At 65.9% G+C, this 21,746-nt stretch carries 22 protein-coding genes and 1 tRNA gene; 11 read left to right on the top strand and 12 right to left on the bottom strand.

Features of this window, described 5'->3' with window-relative positions:
- Positions 1-3 precede the first annotated feature (3 nt).
- Genes ACP16H_RS23750 through ACP16H_RS23735 form a run of 4 tightly spaced genes read left to right on the top strand, consistent with a single transcriptional unit; the run spans position 4 to position 3,204 of the window.
- Positions 4-714: an ABC transporter permease gene (locus ACP16H_RS23750; RefSeq protein WP_425074671.1), complete on the top strand. Its 711-nt coding sequence runs from the start codon at positions 4-6 to the stop codon at positions 712-714.
- Positions 707-1,447 carry an ATP-binding cassette domain-containing protein gene (locus ACP16H_RS23745; protein WP_425074670.1) on the top strand — a complete coding sequence of 247 codons (741 nt, stop codon included), beginning with the start codon at positions 707-709 and terminating at the stop codon, positions 1,445-1,447. Before ACP16H_RS23750 ends, ACP16H_RS23745 begins: the two co-directional genes overlap by 8 nt.
- Positions 1,448-1,484: 37 nt before the next feature.
- A complete protein-coding gene (locus ACP16H_RS23740) occupies positions 1,485-2,297 on the top strand; it encodes a substrate-binding domain-containing protein (protein ID WP_425074669.1) in 813 nt (270 codons plus the stop codon).
- Between the two features lie 37 nt (positions 2,298-2,334).
- A complete protein-coding gene (locus tag ACP16H_RS23735) occupies positions 2,335-3,204 on the top strand; it encodes a substrate-binding domain-containing protein (protein WP_425074668.1) in 870 nt (289 codons plus the stop codon).
- A 199-nt stretch (positions 3,205-3,403) separates the two neighbouring features.
- On the opposite strand, the gene ACP16H_RS23730 is transcribed toward ACP16H_RS23735, so the two are convergent.
- The 10 genes from ACP16H_RS23730 to ACP16H_RS23685 form a co-directional block, all read right to left on the bottom strand.
- A complete protein-coding gene (locus tag ACP16H_RS23730; RefSeq protein ID WP_425074667.1) occupies positions 3,404-4,729 on the bottom strand; it encodes a sigma-54-dependent transcriptional regulator in 1,326 nt (441 codons plus the stop codon).
- Positions 4,730-4,855 (bottom strand): hypothetical protein, encoded by a 126-nt coding sequence (locus ACP16H_RS23725; protein WP_425074666.1) that lies wholly within the window; start codon positions 4,853-4,855, stop codon positions 4,730-4,732.
- Positions 4,852-6,105, bottom strand: coding sequence for a c-type cytochrome (locus ACP16H_RS23720; RefSeq protein ID WP_425074696.1), 1,254 nt, complete (start codon positions 6,103-6,105; stop codon positions 4,852-4,854). Before ACP16H_RS23720 ends, ACP16H_RS23725 begins: the two co-directional genes overlap by 4 nt.
- The gene (locus ACP16H_RS23715) at positions 6,105-7,340 is read right to left on the bottom strand and encodes a formate dehydrogenase subunit gamma (RefSeq protein ID WP_425074665.1); all 1,236 of its coding nucleotides are present in this window, start codon (positions 7,338-7,340) and stop codon (positions 6,105-6,107) included. The genes ACP16H_RS23720 and ACP16H_RS23715 overlap by 1 nt, the downstream gene beginning before the upstream one ends.
- A gap of 129 nt (positions 7,341-7,469) precedes the next feature.
- Positions 7,470-8,063 (bottom strand): formate dehydrogenase FDH3 subunit beta, encoded by a 594-nt coding sequence (fdh3B, locus tag ACP16H_RS23710; RefSeq protein WP_425074664.1) that lies wholly within the window; start codon positions 8,061-8,063, stop codon positions 7,470-7,472.
- Between the two features lie 12 nt (positions 8,064-8,075).
- Complete coding sequence (locus ACP16H_RS23705) at positions 8,076-10,973, bottom strand: formate dehydrogenase subunit alpha (RefSeq protein WP_425074663.1); 2,898 nt, start codon at positions 10,971-10,973, stop codon at positions 8,076-8,078.
- A gap of 192 nt (positions 10,974-11,165) precedes the next feature.
- Complete coding sequence (locus tag ACP16H_RS23700) at positions 11,166-11,348, bottom strand: twin-arginine translocation signal domain-containing protein (protein WP_425074662.1); 183 nt, start codon at positions 11,346-11,348, stop codon at positions 11,166-11,168.
- A gap of 76 nt (positions 11,349-11,424) precedes the next feature.
- A complete protein-coding gene (locus ACP16H_RS23695; RefSeq protein WP_425074661.1) occupies positions 11,425-12,024 on the bottom strand; it encodes a TorD/DmsD family molecular chaperone in 600 nt (199 codons plus the stop codon).
- A gap of 9 nt (positions 12,025-12,033) precedes the next feature.
- Positions 12,034-12,672 carry a DUF3306 domain-containing protein gene (locus ACP16H_RS23690; RefSeq protein ID WP_425074660.1) on the bottom strand — a complete coding sequence of 213 codons (639 nt, stop codon included), beginning with the start codon at positions 12,670-12,672 and terminating at the stop codon, positions 12,034-12,036.
- Positions 12,669-13,202 carry a DUF3305 domain-containing protein gene (locus ACP16H_RS23685; RefSeq protein ID WP_425074695.1) on the bottom strand — a complete coding sequence of 178 codons (534 nt, stop codon included), beginning with the start codon at positions 13,200-13,202 and terminating at the stop codon, positions 12,669-12,671. The genes ACP16H_RS23690 and ACP16H_RS23685 overlap by 4 nt, the downstream gene beginning before the upstream one ends.
- 369 nt (positions 13,203-13,571) lie before the next feature.
- On the opposite strand from ACP16H_RS23685, the gene ACP16H_RS23680 reads away from it, so the two are divergent.
- Positions 13,572-15,515, top strand: a complete 1,944-nt coding sequence (locus ACP16H_RS23680) for a 4Fe-4S binding protein (RefSeq protein WP_425074659.1) — start codon at positions 13,572-13,574, stop codon at positions 15,513-15,515.
- Here the strand turns inward: ACP16H_RS23680 and ACP16H_RS23675 are convergent.
- Complete coding sequence (locus ACP16H_RS23675) at positions 15,509-16,246, bottom strand: hypothetical protein (protein WP_425074658.1); 738 nt, start codon at positions 16,244-16,246, stop codon at positions 15,509-15,511. The genes ACP16H_RS23680 and ACP16H_RS23675 overlap by 7 nt on opposite strands.
- A 56-nt stretch (positions 16,247-16,302) precedes the next feature.
- Here ACP16H_RS23675 and ACP16H_RS23670 point away from each other — a divergent pair, with 56 nt between their 5' ends.
- The 6 genes from ACP16H_RS23670 to ACP16H_RS23645 all read left to right on the top strand — a co-directional run bounded on the left by ACP16H_RS23670 (position 16,303) and on the right by ACP16H_RS23645 (position 21,306).
- A complete protein-coding gene (locus ACP16H_RS23670; protein WP_425074657.1) occupies positions 16,303-16,494 on the top strand; it encodes a DUF6494 family protein in 192 nt (63 codons plus the stop codon).
- Between the two features lie 3 nt (positions 16,495-16,497).
- Positions 16,498-17,547: a P-loop NTPase gene (locus ACP16H_RS23665; RefSeq protein ID WP_425074656.1), complete on the top strand. Its 1,050-nt coding sequence runs from the start codon at positions 16,498-16,500 to the stop codon at positions 17,545-17,547.
- Positions 17,544-18,251 carry a DUF4444 domain-containing protein gene (locus tag ACP16H_RS23660; protein ID WP_425074655.1) on the top strand — a complete coding sequence of 236 codons (708 nt, stop codon included), beginning with the start codon at positions 17,544-17,546 and terminating at the stop codon, positions 18,249-18,251. Before ACP16H_RS23665 ends, ACP16H_RS23660 begins: the two co-directional genes overlap by 4 nt.
- Positions 18,248-18,727: a DUF6505 family protein gene (locus ACP16H_RS23655; RefSeq protein WP_425074654.1), complete on the top strand. Its 480-nt coding sequence runs from the start codon at positions 18,248-18,250 to the stop codon at positions 18,725-18,727. The genes ACP16H_RS23660 and ACP16H_RS23655 overlap by 4 nt, the downstream gene beginning before the upstream one ends.
- Positions 18,728-18,837: 110 nt before the next feature.
- Positions 18,838-20,709: a sensor histidine kinase gene (locus tag ACP16H_RS23650; RefSeq protein ID WP_425074694.1), complete on the top strand. Its 1,872-nt coding sequence runs from the start codon at positions 18,838-18,840 to the stop codon at positions 20,707-20,709.
- A gap of 72 nt (positions 20,710-20,781) precedes the next feature.
- A complete protein-coding gene (locus ACP16H_RS23645; protein ID WP_425074653.1) occupies positions 20,782-21,306 on the top strand; it encodes a DUF2478 domain-containing protein in 525 nt (174 codons plus the stop codon).
- A gap of 259 nt (positions 21,307-21,565) precedes the next feature.
- Here ACP16H_RS23645 and ACP16H_RS23640 read toward each other — a convergent pair.
- Positions 21,566-21,642, bottom strand: a tRNA-Met gene (locus ACP16H_RS23640).
- Between the last annotated feature and the right edge of the window lie 104 nt (positions 21,643-21,746).

Genomic DNA, 21,746 nt, shown 5'->3' with positions numbered 1-21,746 from the left:
GATATGCAGGACTTTGGTGATGCCTTCGCGCTGGCCTTTGGGCTGGTGCTGCATCCCACCGCCGATCTGATCGAGATCGTCGGCCTGTCGCTGCGCGTCAGCCTCTCCGCTTGTCTGCTGGCCTGCCTGATCGGTTTGCCGATCGGCGCGTTGCTGGCAATCACGCGCTTCCCCGGTCGCGGCGCGGTGCTGGTTCTGGTCAATGCGCTGATGGGCCTGCCGCCGGTGGTGCTGGGCCTGCTGGTCTATCTGGCCCTGTCGCGCGCCGGGCCGTTGGGCTTCATGGGCCTCCTGTACACGCCGACCGCCATGATTATCGCCCAGACTCTGCTGATCACGCCCATCGTCGCGGCCCTGTCGCGGCAGGTGCTGGAAGACCTGAACGACGAGTATGCCGAGCAGTTCCGGTCGCTGTGCCTGACGCGGATGCAGTCGGTGCAGGCTTTGCTGTGGGACGGGCGCACGGCGCTGATGACGGTAGCTTTGGCCGGGTTCGGCCGGGCGGTGGCGGAGGTCGGCGCGGTGATGATCGTGGGCGGCAACATCGACCACCTGACGCGGGTGATGACGACGGCGATTGCCTTGGAGACGTCGAAGGGCGAGCTGGCTTTAGCTTTGGCGCTGGGGATCGTGCTGATGGTCATCGCGCTGGGGGTGAATGCCGCCGTGCAGGTCTTGCGTATGCAGGGAGAGGCGGAGGTGGCGCATGCGTGATTTTGCCTATGCGCCGTTGGGCGTGCAGACGGTGGCACCGATGACACTGGAAGCGGTTGACCTGCATCTGACATTGGGCGGACGCAGCATCCTGTCCGGGGCATCCGTGTCACTTGACGGCCCGGGCATCACGGCGATCATGGGGCCGAACGGCACTGGCAAGACACAGCTGTTGCGGCTGCTGCATGGCCTGAACACCCCCGATCACGGGCAGGTTCTGTGGAACGGGCGCCCGGCGGAGGAGATGACGGCGACGCAGGCGCTGGTGTTCCAGAAGCCGGTGCTGCTGCGGCGGTCGGTGGCGGCGAACCTGGATTTCGTGCTCAAGGCGCGTGGGCTGGATCGGGGTCGGCGCGATACGCTGCTGGCGCATGTCGGCCTGCTGGAGAAGGCGCGGCAACCGGCGCGCGCCCTGTCGGGCGGCGAGGCACAGCGGCTGGCGCTGGCGCGGGCGCTGGCGTTGGAGCCGCGCGTGCTGCTGCTGGACGAGCCGACGGCGAGCCTTGACCCCGGGTCGGTGCTGGCCATCGAGCGCATCATCATGGACGCCCGCGATCGCGGCGTAAAGGTCGTGCTGGTGACGCATGATATCGGACAGGCGCGCAGGCTGGCCGATGACGTGGTGTTCCTGCACCGCGGGCGCGTGGCGGAACATGCCGTGGCCCAGGATTTCTTTGCCGGTCCGCAATGCCCTGCGGCCCGGGATTTCATCAACGGCAGGATTGTTGCCTGAGCGGACAAACCTGAAGGCATAACCCAAGGGAGACATCATGAAACTCACCAAACTGACGCTGGCCGCCGCGCTGGCGATGACACCTCTGTGCGCACTGGCCGAGGAAAGCATCATCGTGCAATCGACCACCTCGACCGCGAATTCGGGGCTGTACGACTACCTGCTGCCGATCTTTTCCGACAAGACCGGGATCACCGTGAACGTGGTCGCCGTGGGCACGGGCCAGGCGATCAAGAACGCCGCCAACTGCGACGGCGACGTGCTGCTGGTACATGCCAAGCCCGCCGAAGAGAAGTTCGTCGCCGAGGGCGGTGGCACCATGCGCACGGACCTGATGTACAACGATTTCGTGATCGTCGGACCGGCCAGCGATCCGGCTGGCGTGGCAGGGTCTACGGACGTCGAGGCGGCGCTCAAGACCATCGCGGACAAGGGCGCGGCCTTTACCTCGCGCGGGGATGACTCGGGCACCCACAAGAAGGAAGTGGCGCTGTGGAACGCCGCCGGGATCGCGCCCGAGGGCGAGTGGTACCGCGAGACGGGGTCTGGCATGGGCGCGACGCTCAATGCCGGGATCGGCATGGGCGCCTATGTCATGACCGACCGGGCCACCTGGATCAACTTTGGCAACAAGCAGGACTACCAGATCGCCGTTCAGGGTGACGAGGACATGTTCAACCAGTACGGCGTGATCCCGGTGAACCCCGAGAAATGTCCGGCGGTGAAGGTCGACGCGGCCAAGGCGTTTTCCGACTGGCTGGTGAGCGCCGAAGGGCAGGACGCCATCGCGGGCTACAAGATCGACGGGCAGCAGCTGTTCTTCCCCAACGCGCCGAAGGTTGCTAACTGAGGGATGCCCCGGGGTCTGCCCGGCGAAAGGGCAGACCATGACCGAGCACGAATTCCTCACCGTTCCCGAACTGGCCGAGTTGCTGCGGCTGAAGGAGCGCAAGATCTACGACCTCGCCGCCTCAGGCGAGGTTCCCTGTACGCGGGCGACGGGCAAGCTGTTGTTCCCCGCCGCGGGCATCCGCGCCTGGCTAGATGCGCATTCCGAGGGCGCGGTGTCCAAGACGCCCCGCCCCGGGGTGGTACTGGGATCGCATGACCCGCTGCTGGACTGGGCCATTCGTGAATCGCGTTGCGGCCTGGCCACCTATTTCGATGGATCGACGGACGGGCTGGTACGGTTCCGGCGGCGCGAAGGCGTCGCGGCGGGTCTGCACCTGGCCGATGACGAGGGGCGCGAGTGGAACGTGCCCCGCGTGGCGCGGGATTGCGCAGGGCAGAACGCGGTGCTGGTGCGCTTTGCCACCCGGTCGCGCGGGCTTGTGCTGGGGCGGGATGTGTCGGGCATTGCCGGGATGGCCGACTTGGCGGGGCGGCGCGTGGTGCCGCGCCAGCCGGAAAGCGGGTCGGACGTGTTGTTCGGGATGCTGGCGGCCAAGGCCGGGCTGGACCTGAAGCGGGTCGAAATGGTCGAGGTCACCCGCACCGAGACCGAGGCCGTGCAGGCGGTGGCACGCGGCGATGCCGAGGCGACGCTGGGGCTGATGTCGGTGGCGAAGGATTTCGGCCTGCCCTTCGTGCCGCTGATCGAGGAACGGTTCGACCTGCTGGTGAACCGCCGCGCCTGGTTCGACACGGGCATGCAGCGGCTGATGGTGTTCTGCCAGTCCGAGGCCATGGCGGCGCGGGCGGATCGCATGGGCGGCTATGACCTGACAGGGCTGGGCACGGTCCGCTGGAACGCCTGACGGCTGGGGGCGTTGGACTGCGTGAGGTTTCGCCTCGGCTATGCCGAGGCGACCGGCGCGTCCGTTCCGGGCGCGTTGGGGGCTCTGCCCGCATGTCCAGACTGTCGCGCTACGCACGACAGGCGGGGGCTCTGCCCCCGGGCCCCCGCGGTATTTTCGTCAAGATGAAGGGGGGGGGTGTGCCGACCTCCTGGCGGGGTCATTCGTCCCAGGCAGTGACCTTGCGGTCGATGGTCTTGCGCGAGACGCCAAGACGGCGGGCAGCCTCGGCGCGATTGCCGTCGCAGAGGTCGAGCACGTGCAGGATGTGGCGTTGCATGACTTGGTCGAGGTTTTCCACCGCACGGTTGCCGGTGACGCGGGTGTCGCCCGAGAATTCCGGCGGGAAGGTCCCGAGGATGACGGAGCGTTCCACGAGGTTCTTGAGTTCGCGCACGTTGCCGGGCCAGTCGTAGCGGCGCATCTTCAGCAGGGTCTCGGCGGAGAGGTCCAGCGCGGGCAGGCCCAGCGTGGTGGAGAATTGCTGCATGAAGAGGGCGGCGAGTTCGGTGATGTCCTCGGAGCGGTCCTTGAGCGGGGGCATGTGGATGCGCACCACGTTCATGCGGTGGTAGAGATCGGCGCGGAATTTGCCCTGGGCCACCGCCTGTTCCAAGTCGGCATTGGTGGCGAAGGCGAGGCGGAGGTTGAGGGGGAATTCGCGTTCCGCGCCGATGGGGCGGACGCGCTGGTCCTCGATCGCGCGCAGGAGCGCGGCCTGGACCTGTTCCGGCATCTGCGCGACTTCGTCGAGGAACAGCGTGCCGCCGTCGGCCAGCAGGAAGAGGCCGGGTTTCAGCGTGTCCTCGGGGCCGTTGATGCCGAAGAGGTCCTGCGCGATGTGATCCGGCGGGATGGCGGCGCAGTTGACGGGCACGAAGGGGCGGTCGCGGCGGTCGCTGAGTTGGTGGAGGGTGCGCGCGGCCAGTTCCTTGCCCGTGCCGGAGGCGCCGGTGAAGAGGACGGGGGTTGGCAGCGGGGCAAGGCGTTTGAGGAGCGCGCGGACCTCGGACAGGGCGTCGGAGGTGCCGAGCATCTTGCCGCCCTGGTCGGCGCTGAGTTCGTGGCGCAGGAGCGTGTTGTCGCGGCGCAGGTACTTGCGGTCCAGCGTGCGGGCGACGGCGCCGAGGATCTGGTTGGCGCGGAAGGGTTTCAGGACGAAGTCGCTGACGCCCGCGCGCAGGGCGGCGATGGCGGTTTCGAGGTCGGCATAGGCGGTGATGAGGATGGTGTCGGCGAGGAAGCCAAGCTTGCGCTGTTCGGCGACCCACTCGAGGCCGGTCTTGCGCGGCATGACGTTGTCGAGGATCACCAGGTCGAAGTGGCATTCGTCGAGCTTGGCCGTGGCCTCGTCGGGGGAGGCGGCCAGTTCGATGCGCTTCACCCGGGGGCCAAGCGTCTTGTAGAGGAAGTTGCGCATGCCGGGTTCGTCGTCGATCACGAGGATCGACGCACCGGCGAGGTCGCTGCCGTAGTCCTCGGCCATTCAGTCGAGCCGGACGTTGCTGTCCGAGTGGACCTGCGCCGAGGTCAGTTCCAGCGCGTTGAGGCCGTACCATGCGCCGACACCGATGAGGGCCATGGCGAGGAACCCGAGGAGCATTGCTTTCATTTCGTGTCTTCCGTTGTTGTGGCTTGCTTCAGCCAGGTGACGAGGTCGGCGCGGTCAGTGGCGCCGGAGATCACCTGCATGGGCATCCTGGAGCCGGGGATATAGTGGTCCGGTCCCTGGTCAAAGAGTGTGTCGATGGTCGCGTCCGTCCAGAGGATATCCGACGTGGCGAGGGTTTCGGAATAGGGATAGTCCGGCAGGCTGCCCGCGCGGCGGCCGAAGATGCCGTGGAGGGTGGGGCCGGCCTTGCGTGACGGGCCCGGAGTGGTGGCGTGGCAGATGGAGCATTTGCGCATGAACTGGCGTTCGCCGTTGGACATGGTATCGGCGTCGCGCAGGAAGGAGCGTTCGCCGGAGATACCCGGCTCGAAGGCGTCGAGCGAGGCGACGGGCCAGCCGTAGGCGACGTCGTCGAGGCCGCCTGCCCAGATGGTGGCTCCGTCCGGGGAGAAGGCCAGCGCCCAGACGGGGCCTTGGCGGGTGGCGCGGAAGTCGCGGGTGATGGCCCAGGCCGCCGTGTCGAGCATCATGATATAGCCGTGGCCGTCGCCCACCGCCAGTTGGTGCGAGGGCGCGTGGTAGGCCATGGAAAGGATCGGGCGGCGGTCGAGAGTGAAGTCGGCGATCTCGTCCCCGGAATGGTCGATCACCCGGGTGCCGCCGTCGACGGCGCCGTAGGCGATCCAGTCGGGGGAAACGATCAGCTCGTTGATGCCGAAACCGTGGTTGGCCAGCGGCAGGGCCTCGCCCGTGTCCAGATCGTAGCGCATCAGTTGGCCGGTGGAGGTCCCGGCGTAAAGCCGGGACGGGGTGTCGAAAGCCACCGTGTTCACGCCGCCGGGGGCGTCGAGCAGCCGCCCCTCGCCCGTGAGCGGCCAGAGGCCCAAGGTGCCGTCCCACGACGCGCTGGCAACAAGGTCGCCCGAGACCGCCAGCGCCATGACCTTACCCTTGTGCTGGCCCAGCACGCGCGGGGCGTCCGACCACAGGCGCACGGTGAAATCGTCACCGCCGGAGACGATGAAGCCGTCGCCCAGCGCCACCGCGTTTACCGCCGCGTCATGGCCTTCGAGCCAGTCAGGCGAGCGCCCCTCCCAGACCCCCACCGAATTGTCGAAGCTGGCGGTCACCACCGTGCCCTCGTGCGAGACGGCGATGCCCATGATGGGGCCGCCGTGTCCCTTGAGGGTGGTGAACTCCTGCGCGAACGCCGGAGCGCCGCACAGGAGGGCGACCGCCAGCCAGCGCATCATTCCGCCGGGGTGGCGGCGTCGGGTGCTGTGGCCTCGCCCTGAGCCTTCTTCTTTTCGTACCAGATCGAGTGGTGCTGCTCAGCCCAGTTCTCGTCCACTTCGCCCGATCCCATGGCCTCGAATGCGCCTTCCATGCCGACGGAACCGATGTAGATATGCGCGATGATGATCGCCATGAGGACAAAGGCCACGATGGCGTGCCAAAGCTGCGCCAGCTGCATTTCTTCCTGCGGGGCCAGCGCCACCGGCAGCGGGTCCATCCCGAGGATCGACGGCACGCCAAGGTCGTTGAGCAGAATGAAACTTTTCGCGAAGAGCGGCAGGTCCATGGGGAAGAGCAGCGACAAACCAGACAGAGAGATCGAGCCGCCCAGCAGGACCACCGACCAGAAGATCAGCTTTTGCCCGGCGTTGAATTTCTTGGCGGGCGGGTGCTGGTCGCCGACGATGCCGCCCATCTGCTTGAACCAGATCAGGTCCAGCTTGTCGGGAATGTTGTGCCAGACCCAGAGGACGAAGATCAGCGCGATGCCGATCATGAAGGCCCAGGACACGTTGTTGTGGATGTACTTGGACACGATCAGAAGCGTCGAATTGGCCTCGTGACCCATGATCGGGATCAGGAATGCGCGCCCGAACAGGGTGAACAGGCCAGTGAAGCCCAGCAGCAGGAACGACCCCGCCGTCAACCAGTGGGTGAAGCGTTCGAAGGCGTGAAAGCGGGTGACCGTGTGACCGGACTTGCCGCCCTCGATGCGGATGCGGCCCCGGAACAGGAAGAACACGGCAAGGAAGCCGATGGTGCCCAGCAGCAACCAGCCGCCATAGGTGCGCAGTGGACCCGCGCGGAATTCCAGCCAGCGCATCCCGCCGTCCTGGATCATCACCGCGCCGACCTCTGTGCCGGTGGTGACGGTCGGGTCCTGCAGCTTGTCATAACGGATGGCGCGCCACAGGTCCGGGTCCGAAGAGGTGCCCAGCGGCGCGAGGTTCGGCGGCGGGACGGCGTCGCCGCCGGTGTTGGTCGACCGGAAGGATTCGTCGATCGGCAGCCCCTGCTGGCGCCGCAGGATGTCTTCCAGCGTCTGTGCGCCGCCGGTCGCCTGCCGGGCGGCAATCAGCTGTGCTTCGACCTCGTCCACGCCGCGTTTGGGCGTGAACCACCATGACGTCACAGCGACGACGACAAGCAGGAGGACAAAGAACAGCGCTTCTGCGGTACGGCTTTTCATGCGTTTCCCCATTGGCGCGCGGCCCCCTCCGGTCCCGCAACGCCACAAAGGGCGAGGCCCTGAAAGGCCCCGCCGTGTCAGTGGTGGTGGATGCAGGCCGGGGAATGCCCCCGGCCCGCCTGTCAGGCGTCAGCCGCCCTTCTGATCATAGGCCGTGCCCCAGCCCCAGGCGCCCGAGCCGAAGCCGCGGGCGACCACGCGCTCGCGGTAGATGGCGGACACGACGTCGCCATCACCGGCCAGCAGGGCCTTGGTGGAACACATCTCGGCGCAGATGGGCAGCTTGCCCTCGGCGATCCGGTTGCGACCGTACTTGGAGAACTCCGCGCTGGAGTTGTTCTCCTCGGGGCCACCGGCGCAGAAGGTGCACTTGTCCATCTTGCCACGGGACCCGAAGTTGCCCGCCTGCGGGTACTGCGGCGCGCCGAAGGGGCACGCGTAGAAGCAGTAGCCGCAGCCAATGCAGAGGTCCTTGGAGTGCAGGACCACGCCTTCCTCGTTCTGGTAGAAGCAATCCACCGGGCAGACGGCCATGCAGGGCGCGTCCGAACAGTGCATGCAGGCCACCGAGATCGAGCGTTCACCGGGCTTGCCGTCCTGGATGGTCACCACGCGGCGGCGGTTGATCCCCCAGGGCACCTCGTGCTCGTTCTTGCAGGCGGTGACGCAGGCGTTGCATTCGATGCAGCGTTCCGCGTCGCAGAGAAATTTCGCTCTTGCCATTCTTTCTCTCCCTTATGCCGGCATGATCTTGCAGAGGGTGGCTTTGGTCTCCTGCATCTGCGTGATGACGTCATAGCCGTAGGTCTGCGCGGTGTTGGTGGATTCCCCCAGGACATAGGGGTCTGCACCCTCGGGGTACTTGGACCGCAGGTCCTCGCCCTGGTAATGGCCGCCGAAGTGGAACGGCATGAAGGCCACGCCCTCGCCGACCCGTTCGGTCACCATTGCCTTGACGAGCACCTTGCCGCCCTCGGGACCTTCGACCCAGCACATCGCCCCGTCACGCACACCAAGGTTGTTGGCGTCGCGCGGGTTGATCTCGACGAACATGTCCTGCTGGAGTTCCGCAAGCCAGGGGTTCGACCGGGTCTCGTCGCCGCCGCCCTCGTATTCGACCAGACGGCCGGAGGTGAGGACGATCGGGTAGTCCTTCGAGAAGTCGTTCTTCTGGATCGACGCGTAGAGCGTCGGCAGGCGGTACGACTTGCGGTCCTCGTAGGTCGGGTAGTCTGCGACCAGGTCCCGACGGTTCGAGTAGAGCGGCTCGCGGTGGAGCGGCACGGGGTCGGGGTATTCCCAGACCACGCAGCGCGCCTTGGCGTTGCCGTAGGGGGCGCAGCCATGGGCGATGGCGACGCGCTGGATGCCGCCCGAGAGGTCGGTCTTCCAGTTGGTCTTTTCCGCCGCGACGGCCTGGATGGCGGCCTTCTCGTCGTCGGTCAGGTCAGCGTCCCAGCCGAGGTCCATCAGCATCTGCATGGTGAACTCGGGGTAGCCGTCCTGAATTTCCGCACCGGGGTTGGACACGCCTTCGGCCAGCAGGTTCTGACCGTCCCGTTCGACACCATAGCGGGCGCGGAACGGCAGGCCGCCCTTCGCCACGGGGGTGTTGATGTCATAGAGGTTGGGCGAGCCGGGGTGGTTCATCTCTGCCGTGCCCCAGCAGGGCCAGGGCAGACCGTAGAAGTCGCCATCCGCCGGGCCGCCAACCGCCTGCAACGTGGTCTTGTCGAAGGTGTGCTGGTTGGCCATGTGCAGCTTCAGGCGCTCCGGCGACTGGCCGGTGTAGCCGACGGTCCACATGCCCTTGTTGATCTCGCGCAACGTGTCCTCGATGTTCGGCGTGACGCCGTCCTCCTCGATCGCGATGTTGCGGAACAGGCGGTCGTGGAAGCCGAACTTCTGCGCGAACATGCCGATGATCGTGTGATCGGGCTTCGCCTCGAAGAGCGGTTTCACCACGGCATCGCGCCACTGGATCGAGCGGTTCGACGCGGTGACCGAGCCGTAGGTCTCGAACTGGGTGGCCGCCGGCAGCAGGTAGACGCCATCGGTGCGGTCATGCAGAACGGCCGAGACGGTCGGATAGGGGTCGACCACCACGAGCATGTCCAGCAGTTCCATCGCCTTCTTCATCTCGACCTGGCGGGTCTGAGAGTTCGGCGCATGGCCCCAGAGCACCATGGCACGGACCTTGTTGGGCTGGTCCATGTTCTCGGCGTCCTCGAGGACACCGTCGATCCAGCGCGACACCGGGATGCCGGTCTCGTACATCAGGTCCTTGTCGGAACCATCCGCCGCCTTCATCTTGGCGAACTGGCCGTTCAGCCAGTCAAAGTCCTCGCCCCAGACGCGCGCCCAGTGCTGCCACGAGCCCTTGGCCAGGCCATAGTAGCCCGCCAGCGTGTGGGACAGAACACCAAGGTCCGTCGCGCCCTGAACGTTGTCGTGGCCGCGGAAGATGTTGGTGCCGCCGCCCGACAGACCCATGTTGCCCAGTGCCAGCTGAAGCACGCAGTAGGCACGGGTGTTGGACGACCCGGTGGTATGCTGGGTGCCACCCATGCACCAGATCACGGTGCCCGGACGGTTGTTCGCCATGGTGCGCGCCACGCGCTCCAGCTGGCTGCCCGGCACGCCGGTCACGCGTTCGGTTTCCTCGGGGTTCCACTTCGCCACTTCGGTGCGGATCTGGTCCATGCCCCAGACACGGGTGCGGATGAACTCCTTGTCCTCCCAGCCGTTCTCGAAGATGTGCCAGAGGATGCCCCAGATCAGCGCCACGTCCGACCCCGGACGCATCCGCACGTATTCGTCGGCATGGGCCGCCGTGCGGGTGAAACGCGGATCGCAGACGATCAGCGGTGCGTTGTTCTGCTCCTTGGCCCGCAGGACATGCAACAGCGACACCGGGTGCGCCTCGGCGGGGTTGCCCCCGATGATGAAGATCGCACGAGAGTTGTGGATGTCGTTGTAGGAGTTCGTCATCGCGCCATAGCCCCAGGTGTTGGCAACACCTGCGACGGTCGTCGAGTGACAGATGCGCGCCTGGTGGTCGACGTTGTTCGTCCCCCAGTAGCGCGCGAATTTCTGGAACAGGTAGGCCTGCTCGTTGTTGTGCTTGGCCGAACCCAGCCAGTACACGGAATCCGGTCCGCTTTCCTCGCGGATCTTCATCATCTGGTCGCCGATCTCGTTGATCGCGTCCTCCCAGCTGATGCGGACCCATTCGCCGCCGACCTTCTTCATCGGGTACTTCAACCGGCGTTCGCCATGCGCGTGTTCACGCACGGACGCGCCCTTGGCGCAATGCGCGCCGAGGTTGAAGGGGCTGTCCCAGCCGGGTTCCTGGCCGATCCAGACGCCGTCCTGCACCTCTGCCATGACGGTACAACCGACCGAACAATGGGTGCAGACGGATTTGATCAGGTCCACCTTCCCCGTGGACGCCGTGGCCGCGCTGGCCTGCTGGACGGTGCCGCCCGTCGCCGCGATGGCAGCAAGGCCGCCGATCGCCAGACCGGAACCGCGGAGGAATCCGCGCCGGTCGACCGAGGTCTTTGCCACCTCGGACAGGATCGAAGTCCGCTGGGGGCGTCGCGCTACCCCGTTGGTCTTTTTCCTAAGCATGTGTCTCTCTCCCTTTACGTGCCTTTCGGCCCGCAGGACGATGCCCGGACGCAGTTGCGCGTTCCGGACGGTGAAAGGCGGAACAGTCGGGCCTCACGCTACCATTCGTTCCACCAGCGGGGGTGCTGCGCCCTGTTTCGGACTGCCGCTGTTCGTCGTTCTGCGCAGGTGTGAAACCGCGCAGGGGCGCGCCTAGAAGCGCGCGGAGGCCAGGTAGGCCCGGGTATGTTCCGTGTCCTGCATCTTGTTGGACGACAGGTCCGGTGCGCTGGCAGCCGCCTCGGTGCCGCTGGTGGCCACGGCCACGGCAGCAACGGGGGCAGCGGTGCCCGCAAGTTTCAGGAAATCGCGGCGCGTGGCCTCTTTCTCCGTCATTGCATTCCTCCGGTTGTTGGTTCCGGCGCTCTCGCGCCGCTCGTTACGCGAGGGCTTCGCCCTCGCAGGCTCAATGTCAGCCGAGGCGGAAGGCCTCGGCCTCGATGTCCATGAAGGCGCGGCCGATGGTGCCCACGGGGGTGTAGAACACTGACCCCTTGGCGCCTTCGAGGTCGGCAAAGAAATGTCCGGCCCAGGACGCGATGTGCTTGTTGAAGAATTCCTTTTGCGTCGCCAGCGGGGCCGGACGGCCAAAGCGGCCGACGATCAGCGCGCCCATCATCTCCATCAGCGATGCGATGTTGTCCTCGGGTTCGAACACGTTGTCGGCGCGGGCCAGACCGTGGCGGGTCATGTCCTGACGCAGGGCCGCCAGCGGTTTTTCATTAAGAAACCCGGTCATGTAGTACGACGCATAGGGCAGCAGTTCGCCGCGCCCCAGACCAATGAACAGCGCGTTGTACTCGCGCGCGGCGCTTTGCGGTTTGGTGACCTTGGCCATCTTGGCCAGCGTGCTGATCGCCTGCCCCAGCGCGGTGTCATCGCCCGACAGCGACGAGGTCTGCGCCAGCAACATCTCGTCCGGCGGGCCTGACAGGATCAGCCCGAGGTAGTTGTAGAGGTCCGCGCGGAGGCGGTCCTCTTCGGCGATCTGGGTGGCAGCGGCTGCGGTCATCGTCTCTCCTCAGGTCTCAAAGCGAAACCGCATCCGCCGGGCCACGGGGGCCGGGGATGTGTCGGGTTCGGTTATCTCGTACGGGGCCGTCTCGGGCGCGGGCTGCGCGGCGGCGATGGGTTCTGATGTCTCGGGTTCCGGCGTCTGGGGCTGTTCGGGAACAGGTTGGTCGGAAGCGGGCGGGGCGAGGTCGGGCTCCCCGTCGCGGAGCCTCTCCGTGACCCCCTCGCCTGCCCCGCCGTCCTCCGCCCGGGCGGCCTGCGCGGCCTCCTCGGCGAACTTGTCGAACATGCCCTTGCCCACCTGGTAGACGGTTTTCATGTCCGGCACGCAGCGCGCGGCGTCGGTGTAATCCTCACCGTATTCCAGCAGGCCATCGAGGTTGGCGAGCACCGGGTTGGACCGCCACAGCTGGCGCAGGGCGCGGTTCTTCAGCCGTTGCGGCAGTTGCGCCTGAAGGAAGGCGCGCAGTTGTTCGCCGTTCTCGACCTGCTCGGGCTCGGGCAGGCCGGCCTCGGCCAGCAGTTGTTCGTCGGACTTCTCGGCCAGCGCCTGTTCGGTGGCGGCCTTTTCGGCGGCGATGCGGGCCGCGTCCTCGGCCTGCGCCTCGGCGGCGACGGCGGCCTTGCGGCGTTCCCAAAAGCTCATTGCAGCCTCCGCCGTTTCAGCTTGGGCGAGGCGTAGATGTCCGCCGCCTTGCCGATGCGCGGATCGCCGATGCCGTCCTGCACGAGGTCGACGCGCTTGCGGTCGCGCTTGCGCTTGATGAAGGTTTCTTCCTCGTAGAATTCCTCGACGAAGGCGCGGATCCAGGCCACCAGCCCGTGCGGCATGGGGACCTTTTCCACCTGCTCCTCGCCGCTGTCGGTGTAGTCCTGCGCCTCGTAGGGGGAGGCGGTGACGCGGAGGATTTCGAACGGATGCTCGCCGTCGCTGCGGCGCATGACGACGTAGAGGCTGGGCACTTCGGAGGACAGGCCGTTGAGGTAGGCCTCTGCCTCGGCCCCGTGCAGTTCCAGCGTTGTGGTGGCGGCGTGGTATTCCACGGCTTCGCCCTCGCGGCGGAGTTCCTTCCACGACGCCTCTCCCGCGCCGGGCAGGACGGCGGAGGCGGACCAGTGCCACTTGGCCCAACGGGTGACGCCGGGCGTCCGTCGCAGGACGACCCCCACCGGCATGGTGCGATAGGCGTTCGGGTTGTGGATCACGGTATTCCTCCCTTGCCCCAGCCTAAGCGCAGGATTTTCCGCGCCGAAAGCGTTTTTGCACACCATCGTACGCCGAATGGGTTTTCGGGTCATTTTGACCGGGGTCCACGGCGGCTGGTGACACCCATGGCCAATGTGTCCAACCCGAGTGTTTTGCTCGGAAAACAGGCGGAATGAGAACGGGCGAATCACCTGGCGGGAAACGGGCCACGAAAGGGGCCGGACGCCAAGGGGCGCCTCTTGGAAAGCGGTTGTTCACCACATCGAATCATGTGTAGCTACCCGGCGCGCGGGCTGCCTGAACCGGGAAAAAACCGCGCGCCGCAGGGGAGGAAGTGAATGGCCAAGACCTTGATAACTTGTGATTGTCTGGGAACGCAGACCATCGACGCCAAGGCCCTGTCCGAGGCCACCGGATTGACCGTCCCCGCACCCTGCACGGCGCTGTGCACCCGGCAGATCGACCGCGCGGCAGAGGCCTTGACCACCGGTGACACGATTTTTTGCTGCACCCAGGAAGAGGCAGTTTTTACCGCCCTGGCCGAGGAACTGGGGGTCGATGCGCCCCCCCTGCTGGACCTGCGCGACCGCGCCGGGTGGAGCGCCGATCAGGGCCACAAACTACCCAAAATGTCCGCGCTCGTGGCCGAGGCCCTGCTGCCCGCCGCGCCCGAGAAAACCATCGACGTGCTGTCCGAGGGCGTCTGCCTGATCGTCGGCCCCGCCGAGGTCGCGCTGGCTGCCGCCGAACAGCTGAAGGACCACCTCGCCGTCACCGTCCTGCTGCCCGACGGGGCGGAGGTGCCGGATACGCGCGCCTATGACGTCATCACCGGGCGGTTGCGCCGGGCCAAGGGCGCGCTGGGGCAGTTCGAGGTGACCATCGACGCGCTGCGCATGGTGGAACCGGGCGGACGCGGGGCGCTGACCCTGTCCGAGCCGCGCGACGGCGGGCAATCGGCCTGCGACATCCTGCTGGACCTGCGCGGCGAGGCGCCGCTGTTCCCGGCACATGAGAAGCGCGAAGGCTACCTGCGGGCCGAGCCGGGCCATGCCCCTGCGGTGGCGGCGGCGGTGCTGGCGGCCTCGCATCTGACGGGGACCTTCGAGAAGGTGCTGCACGTGAAGATGGAGCCGATGCTCTGCGCCCATTCGCGGGCCGAGCAGACGGGCTGCACGCGATGTCTGGACCTCTGCCCCACGGGGGCGATCCTGCCTGCGGGCGAGCATGTGACCGTCGATCCGATGATCTGCGCCGGATGCGGAGCCTGTTCGGCGGTCTGCCCCTCGGGCGCGATCAGCTATGACGCGCCGCCGGTGGACCTGACCATGCGGCGGGTGCAGACGCTGGCCAAGGCGTTCATGGATGCAGGCGGCAGCGCGCCGCGCCTGCTGGTGCATGATGCCCACGGGGCCGAGATGATCCGCCTGTCGGCACGTTACGGCCAAGGCCTGCCCGCCGACGTGATCCCTCTGGAATTGCCGAAACTCGGGGTCTTTGGCCATGCCGAGGCGGTGGCGGCGCTGGGGGCGGGCTTTGCCTCTGTCAGCCTGCTGGCGGGACCGGGTGCGGACCTCGACGCCATCGGTGCGCAGGTGGCGCTGGCGCAGGCCATTGGCGGCGCGGCCTCGGTGTCGATCATCGACACGGTGGACCCCGATGCGCTGTCAGAGGCACTGTTCGACGAGAACGCCCCTGACGCCGTGGCGCAGCCCGTGCGGCCCATGGGCACGCGGCGACAGATCACGCGGCAGGCGGCCCGTGCGCTGCATGGCGATGCCACCCTGCCCTTGCCGCAAGGTGCGCCCTATGGTGCGGTTGTGGTGGATCAGGACGCCTGCACGCTGTGCCTGTCCTGCGTGTCGCTGTGTCCCTCGGGCGCGCTGGGGGACAATCCCGACCGGCCCGAGCTTCGGTTCCAGGAGGACGCCTGCCTGCAATGCGGGCTGTGTGCCAACCTCTGCCCGGAAAAGGCCATCACGCTGGAACCGCGTCTGGACCTGAGCGACGCCGCGCTGAGCCAGCGCATCCTGAAGGAGGAAGAACCCTTTGCCTGCGTCGAATGCGGCGCCCTGTTCGGAGTGAAATCCACGGTGGAACGCATCACGGCGAAGCTGTCCGAACACGCGATGTTCGCGGGCGACAAGCTGCGGATGATCCAGATGTGCGACGATTGCCGGGTGAACGCGCAGTTCCACGCCGACGACAGCCCCTTTGCGTCAAAGCCGCGTCCGCGCCCGCGCACCACCGAGGACTACCTTTCGAAACGACGCGATCACTGATGATCGAGCGGCTTTCCCAGATCGGCGGGGGCCATCCCGGCGACATAGGCCAGCACGGCCTCGACCTCGTCCAGCGTCATCTCGACGGGGACGATGGGGCTGGGGCGTGCCTCGTCAAAGGGCAGCGTGACCTCGGCGATCTGGGTAAAGGCGGGGTGCGGGTTCAGGGCGTAGAAGCCGATGAAACGGTCCTGCCAGCCGGGCAGGCTGCGCAGCACGGAAAAGCTGGGGGTGGAGCCGATGCCGGACAGGCGCGTCTGGTCGTCGACCGCATGACAGCGGGCGCATTTCAGGCGCGAGACTTGCAGGCCCAACGCCGGGTCGCCGTCCAGTTCCAGCGTGGCAACCTTGCGCGCAGCCTGCGGTGGGGGCGTGAAGATCGCCGCGCCATCGGGCGCATAGGCCAGCACCGTGTCGCGGCCGATGTCACCGCCGAGCCAGTCGGCGAAACGCCCGGTCCATTCGGTCGGCTGCGTCACCTCCATGGCCCAGACCTGCCCCGCCCCCTCGAACAGCGGCTGACCCGCGTCGCCCAGAACGACCTGCGCGGCCTCAGGCGTGTCGGTCAGGGTGACGCGCACCTGTGTCTTGAGCGCAAAGCGCGGCAGGATGTGTTTCATCAGCCCCGTGTCCACCAGCGCAGGCGGGGCGTACAGCAGGACGGACCTTTCCTGTGCCAGCACCTTGAAGGGCAGCACGGCGAGGGCCAGTATCAACAACAAACAGCGCATGGCAGCCAGCCTAAGCGGCAGCGCGGCCTTGCGTCAACTTTCACGGGAGAGACGTCATGAGCGACGAATTCAACATGTCGATGCGCAAGTTCCTGAAGCAGGTGGGTGTCACCTCGCAGCAGGCCATCGAGGAAGCGATGCGCGACGCCGATACGTCGGGCAAGCGTTACGCGGTGAAGGCCGTCATCACCATCGAGGAGCTCGACCTGACCCATGAGGTCACGGGCGAGATCCAAGGACAGGAGTAGGACGTGGCGACGCGTGACGAGGTTCTGGAGATCCTGAAGACCATCGAGGCCCCGACCGGCGGCGACATCGTGTCGGCGGGCGTGGTGCGGGCGCTTGGCGTGGCGGACACCGGTGTGCGATTCGTGCTGGAGGTCGCGCCGGGACAGGCCGACGCCTGGCAGCCGGTGAAGGCGCGCGCCGAGGCGGCGCTGGCGGCGGCGGGCGTGGGGTCGGTCAATATCGCGGTGACGGCGGATGCGCCGCCCCCGGGGCTGGGCGCAAAGCCGAAACCCAAGCCGCAAGGCCCGCAGAAGATCCCCGGCGTGAACCACCTGATCGCGGTGGCGTCGGGCAAGGGCGGCGTGGGGAAATCGACCGTGTCGGCGAACCTCGCCTGTGCCCTGGCTCAGCAGGGGCGGCGCGTGGGTCTGCTGGATGCGGACGTCTACGGGCCGTCACAGCCGCGGATGCTGGGCGTGTCGGGGCGGCCGTCCTCGCCGGATGGCAAGACGATCCTGCCGCTGCGCAACCACGGCGTGACGATGATGTCCATCGGGCTGATGACCAACGAGGATCAGGCGGTCGTCTGGCGTGGGCCGATGCTGATGGGCGCGCTTCAGCAGATGATGATGCAGGTGCAATGGGGCGCGCTGGACGTGCTGATCGTCGACCTGCCGCCGGGCACCGGTGACGTGCAGATGACGCTTGCTCAAAAGGCGCAGGTGGATGGGGCGGTAATCGTGTCGACGCCGCAGGACGTGGCGCTGCTGGACGCCCGCAAGGGGCTGGACATGTTCAAGCAGTTGAACGTCCCGATCCTTGGCATGATCGAGAACATGTCGACGCATATCTGCTCGCAATGCGGCCACGAGGAGCATGTCTTTGGCCACGGCGGCGTCGCGGCCGAAGCGGTAAAGCTGGGTGTGCCCCTGCTGGCGGAAATCCCGCTGCACCTTTCCATTCGCCTTGCCGCGGACGGCGGCGCGCCCATCGTGGTCAGCCAGCCTGACAGCCCGCAGGCGGAGGCCTTCCACAAGGTCGCTCGCGCGCTGATCGACCGGGACATGGCATGACGGAACAGGCGCTGAGCTTTCCCCCGGCGATGTACGGCGAGGCGGTTGCAGACTCGCCCGAGGAAACCGCCGTCCTGCGGGCTATTCAGGGCGTAGACGCGGGGCTGGTGACCTATCGCATCGCGCAGGACCGGATGGGGGCGGCGCTGGTCTTTGCCCCCGAGGTGCCGCTGCGCGAGGCCATGGCGATGCTGCCGCTGTGCGGCGTAGGGTTCCAGAACGCCCTTGGCGCGCTGGCCCCGCCAGAGGTCGCCGTGCATCTGGATTGGGACGGCAGGCTGCGCGTCAACGGCGCGCTGGCCGGGGGCATGCGGGCCTTTGCGGCAACTGACGATCCCGATGTCGTGCCCGACTGGCTGGTGGTCTCGTGGTCGCTGGACCTGCTGCCCATGTCCGACGACACCGGGCTTAACCCCGACCGCACCGCGCTGTTCGTCGAGGGCTGCGCCGACGTGGAACCGGCGATGCTGGTCGAAGCCTGGGCGCGGCACACTCTGGCTTGGATCGCCCGCTGGGAGGATGCAGGCAACAAAGGGCTGAACGCCGAATGGCGCGGCCTCGTTCATGGCATGGGCGAGACGGTGACACGCGGCGATACCTCCGGCACCTTCCTCGGCGTGGATGAACATTTCGGGATGCTGCTCCGCACCGGCGACGACACCCGCCTGATCCCGCTGACTGACCTTCTGGAGGACACACCGTGAAACTCGCCCGCGCCATCCACTTTGATGAAAGCGACCAGAACGTCTTTGCCCTGCCCGCGCGCACTGGCGAATGGTGCATCCCCGGAGGGTTCGAATTCTCGGACTGGACCGAGGGCGACCTGACCGGCAAACAGCGACAGGCCTTTTCCAACGGCTGGCTGGGGCTGGAAACCGGCGGACGGGTGACGTTCGTCGCCGTGACCCAGATCGAACCCACCGAACTGGCCGAGCTGGAAACCACGCTGGCGCAGCACTTCGTCACCTATTACGGCGCGCCCTCGGTGGATGCGGCCCGTCCGGTCGCCCGCGAGGAACTGTTCCACATGGCCGACCTGTGTGAGGAACACGCGCCCAACACCCTGCTGATCGTCGCCCGTGACCTGACCGAAGCCGGCGTCCGCGAGGTATTCCGCGTGATCGAAGCCGATGATGCCGACCTCGACCAATTCGCGGTACACGGGCATCTGGACCCGTGACCGGGCTCGAGCAGGTGCGGCGACTCTTCACGCGGTCCATCCGCGTGCGCCTGCTGTTCCTGGCTCTTGCGCCGCTGGTCGTACTGACCCCCTTGCTGCTGCTGCTCGGCATGGCTCGCTGGACGGCGGATTACGACAGGATCCTGATTGCCAACGTGCAATCCGATCTGAGGATCGCGGAACAATATCTCGCGCGGATCATGTCGACCACAAGCGACGAACTGGGCAGCGTGGCGGGTTCCGTCGAGTTTGCCGAGGCTCTGGAGCTGCCGAAAGCCCGGCGGGACCTGTATTTCGAGAGCAAGAGAGACGAACTGGGCCTCGACGTCCTGCGCTTCCTTTCCATGGACGAGGCGCGCGTCGAGGCCAGAACCTGGCCAGTGATCCAGTCCGCATTCGACGGCCAGCCCAGCACAGCCATAGACATCTTCGACGCCGATGATCTGGCTGCTCTGCCCGGGGGGCTCGACATCCGCGCCCGGGTTGATCTTCTGCCGACGAAGGCCGCAGTACCAACCGAACGGGTGGTGGAGGATCGGGGCATGATGGTGCACTCAGCGACCCCGGTGCGGTTGAACGGCAAAAGGGGCGTGCTGGTGGGCGGCATCCTTCTGAACCGCAACCTTCAATTCATCGACACGATCAACGCACTCGTCTATCTCAACGCCTTCACCGGCGGAGATCGTCAGGGCACGGCAACCCTGTTTCTGGACGACGTGCGCATCTCCACCAATGTGCGCCTGTTCGAAGACGTCCGTGCGCTGGGCACCCGCGTCTCGGCAGCGGTCCGCGAACAGGTTCTGGATCAGGGGCGGACATGGCTGGACCGCGCTTTCGTCGTGAACGACTGGTATATTTCCGGGTATCTGCCGCTGCGTGACAGCTTTGGTAAGCCTGTCGGCATGCTTTACGTCGGCTTCCTCGAAGCCCCCTTCACCACGGCAAAGCGCAACGCCTACCTGGTCATGCTGGCAGCTTTCGCTGCTGTGGTTGTGGTGTCCGTCCCGCTCTTCCTGTGGCTCGCCAAAGGTGTCTTTGCGCCCCTCGAACACATGTCACGTACCATGCGGCGCGTCGGCGAAGGAGACCTGTCCGCTCGAAACGGGGTCAGCAACACGTCCGACGAAATCGGCGAAGTGGCCAATCATCTCGACGACCTTCTGGATCAGGTTCAGGAACGGGACGTCCGACTGCGCGCCTGGGCCGAGGAACTGAACCAAAGAGTCGATGAACGCACAGCCGAATTGAAGGCGGCGAATGCCAAGGTCGAAGACACCTGGCGGCAATTGGTCATGAGCGAGAAGCTCGCTTCAATCGGCGAGATCACAGCCGGCGTGGCGCATGAGATCAACAATCCGGTGGCCGTCATCCAAGGCAATCTGGACGTCCTTCGCGACAGCCTCGGCGCAAACATCGACGACGTGCGGACCGAGGTCGATCTTATCGACGCTCAAATCGGGCGCATCAACGCGATCGTCGGGAAATTGCTGCAATTCGCGCGTCCGGACGATTTTTCCAGCGCGGACGACCTGACCGATCTTGAGACGGTGCTGCGGGACTGCCTGGTGCTTGTCGACCATGTGCTGTCCTCGGCCAATATCTCCGTGGAGACCGATTTCAGTGTCATTCCGCCAGTGCGCATTTCCGCCGGTGAAATCCAACAGATTGTAATAAATCTGATCGTCAATGCCGCCCACGCCATGGAGCAGGATGGGACGCTGCATCTTGAATTGCGGGAACGGGTGGACTCCGGCCGGAAAGGCGTCGACCTCGTCGTCGCGGACAATGGTCCCGGAGTCCCCGAGTCCCTTCTGGACACGGTTTTTGATCCTTTCTTCACGACGAAACCCGGCGAGGGCACCGGCCTTGGCCTGTCGATCTCTCAAAGGCTGGCACAAAGGGCCGGGGGAAGGATCATGTATCGCAACCGTCCAGAGGGCGGCGCGGAATTCACGGTTTGGCTGCCGATCACTGAAGAATGAAGCCCTTCTGCCACCAACTTATCCGTTTTCCCGGCATACGGTTCGGGGTATCCCAGCGCGTGGGAGGACAAAATGCTTGGATATGTTTCTGTGGATGGACGCGGCGCCGCGGACGCCCTGCTCAGACAGGCTGCTGACATTCTCCGAGCCAACGGAATTCCGTTGGCCGGTGCGGTGCAGGTCAATGACGACCGCGATCCTTCGCGTAAGTGCCATATGGACCTGCATATCCTGTCTGGAACAGATGTGGTTCGGATCAGTCAGGATCTGGGCGCATTGTCACAGGGCTGCCGCCTGGATCCCGCCGGGTTGGAGAGTGCAGTCGGTCTGGTTGCAGCGGCCTTGGACACGCATCCCGCCATTTTGATCGTCAACAAATACGGGAAACAGGAAATCGGTGGCCGCGGCTTCCGCCCGATCATTGCCGAAGCGCTATCGCGGGACATTGCCGTTCTGGTCGCCGTGAACCCGAACAATGTGCCGGCGTTCCTCGACTTCGCCGCCGACCTGGCGGCGCCCGTTACGCCTGATCTGAAGGCAATTTTGGACTGGTCATCGCAAGCGACGGATCGCCAGATCCTCCGAAACGTCACTTAGGGTTGTCCATTTCTACCAAATAATAGCTGGATTGGTTGAAGCGGAATTTTTCGCCAACTCGTTCCCGAATGGCGAACCAGGCACCGGTTCAAGCCTGCCGCTCGCTTGAGCCAGACGAGAAACCTAATCCCCAAATACACCTGTCGCGATGAGTGAAGGACCCATATCGTGCCTGTGAGCGATTAAGTTTTTAAGGAAAAGGAGCTGCTGCGAACGCCAAAGGCCCGCCGTGATGGCGGGCCTTTGAGGCATTTGGATTTGGTTGCGGGGGCAGGATTTGAACCTGCGACCTTCAGGTTATGAGCCTGACGAGCTACCGGGCTGCTCCACCCCGCGTCAATTTTGTATTATGTTTTGTATAGAGAGTTGTGTCTTTGCTAGGTTTGGCGGTTACCTACTCTCCCACGTCTTGAGACGCAGTACCATTGGCGTGGAAGCAC

Source organism: Sagittula sp. S175, assembly GCF_049800975.1.
Classification (GTDB): Bacteria; Pseudomonadota; Alphaproteobacteria; order Rhodobacterales; family Rhodobacteraceae; genus Sagittula.
This window is presented reverse-complemented; position numbering and strand designations above follow the sequence as displayed.

Excerpts from the sequence above, each read along its gene's own strand:
- ACP16H_RS23750 (WP_425074671.1), top strand. The coding sequence starts at position 4 with ATGCAGGACTTTGGTGATGCCTTCGCGCTGGCCTTTGGGCTGGTGCTG.
- ACP16H_RS23745 (WP_425074670.1), top strand. The coding sequence starts at position 707 with ATGCGTGATTTTGCCTATGCGCCGTTGGGCGTGCAGACGGTGGCACCG.
- ACP16H_RS23740 (WP_425074669.1), top strand. The coding sequence starts at position 1,485 with ATGAAACTCACCAAACTGACGCTGGCCGCCGCGCTGGCGATGACACCT.
- ACP16H_RS23735 (WP_425074668.1), top strand. The coding sequence starts at position 2,335 with ATGACCGAGCACGAATTCCTCACCGTTCCCGAACTGGCCGAGTTGCTG.
- ACP16H_RS23730 (WP_425074667.1), bottom strand. The coding sequence starts at position 4,729 with ATGGCCGAGGACTACGGCAGCGACCTCGCCGGTGCGTCGATCCTCGTG.
- ACP16H_RS23725 (WP_425074666.1), bottom strand. The coding sequence starts at position 4,855 with ATGAAAGCAATGCTCCTCGGGTTCCTCGCCATGGCCCTCATCGGTGTC.
- ACP16H_RS23720 (WP_425074696.1), bottom strand. The coding sequence starts at position 6,105 with ATGCGCTGGCTGGCGGTCGCCCTCCTGTGCGGCGCTCCGGCGTTCGCG.
- ACP16H_RS23715 (WP_425074665.1), bottom strand. The coding sequence starts at position 7,340 with ATGAAAAGCCGTACCGCAGAAGCGCTGTTCTTTGTCCTCCTGCTTGTC.
- fdh3B (WP_425074664.1), bottom strand. The coding sequence starts at position 8,063 with ATGGCAAGAGCGAAATTTCTCTGCGACGCGGAACGCTGCATCGAATGC.
- ACP16H_RS23705 (WP_425074663.1), bottom strand. The coding sequence starts at position 10,973 with ATGCTTAGGAAAAAGACCAACGGGGTAGCGCGACGCCCCCAGCGGACT.
- ACP16H_RS23700 (WP_425074662.1), bottom strand. The coding sequence starts at position 11,348 with ATGACGGAGAAAGAGGCCACGCGCCGCGATTTCCTGAAACTTGCGGGC.
- ACP16H_RS23695 (WP_425074661.1), bottom strand. The coding sequence starts at position 12,024 with ATGACCGCAGCCGCTGCCACCCAGATCGCCGAAGAGGACCGCCTCCGC.
- ACP16H_RS23690 (WP_425074660.1), bottom strand. The coding sequence starts at position 12,672 with ATGAGCTTTTGGGAACGCCGCAAGGCCGCCGTCGCCGCCGAGGCGCAG.
- ACP16H_RS23685 (WP_425074695.1), bottom strand. The coding sequence starts at position 13,202 with ATGCCGGTGGGGGTCGTCCTGCGACGGACGCCCGGCGTCACCCGTTGG.
- ACP16H_RS23680 (WP_425074659.1), top strand. The coding sequence starts at position 13,572 with ATGGCCAAGACCTTGATAACTTGTGATTGTCTGGGAACGCAGACCATC.
- ACP16H_RS23675 (WP_425074658.1), bottom strand. The coding sequence starts at position 16,246 with ATGCGCTGTTTGTTGTTGATACTGGCCCTCGCCGTGCTGCCCTTCAAG.
- ACP16H_RS23670 (WP_425074657.1), top strand. The coding sequence starts at position 16,303 with ATGAGCGACGAATTCAACATGTCGATGCGCAAGTTCCTGAAGCAGGTG.
- ACP16H_RS23660 (WP_425074655.1), top strand. The coding sequence starts at position 17,544 with ATGACGGAACAGGCGCTGAGCTTTCCCCCGGCGATGTACGGCGAGGCG.
- ACP16H_RS23650 (WP_425074694.1), top strand. The coding sequence starts at position 18,838 with ATGGCTCGCTGGACGGCGGATTACGACAGGATCCTGATTGCCAACGTG.
- ACP16H_RS23645 (WP_425074653.1), top strand. The coding sequence starts at position 20,782 with ATGCTTGGATATGTTTCTGTGGATGGACGCGGCGCCGCGGACGCCCTG.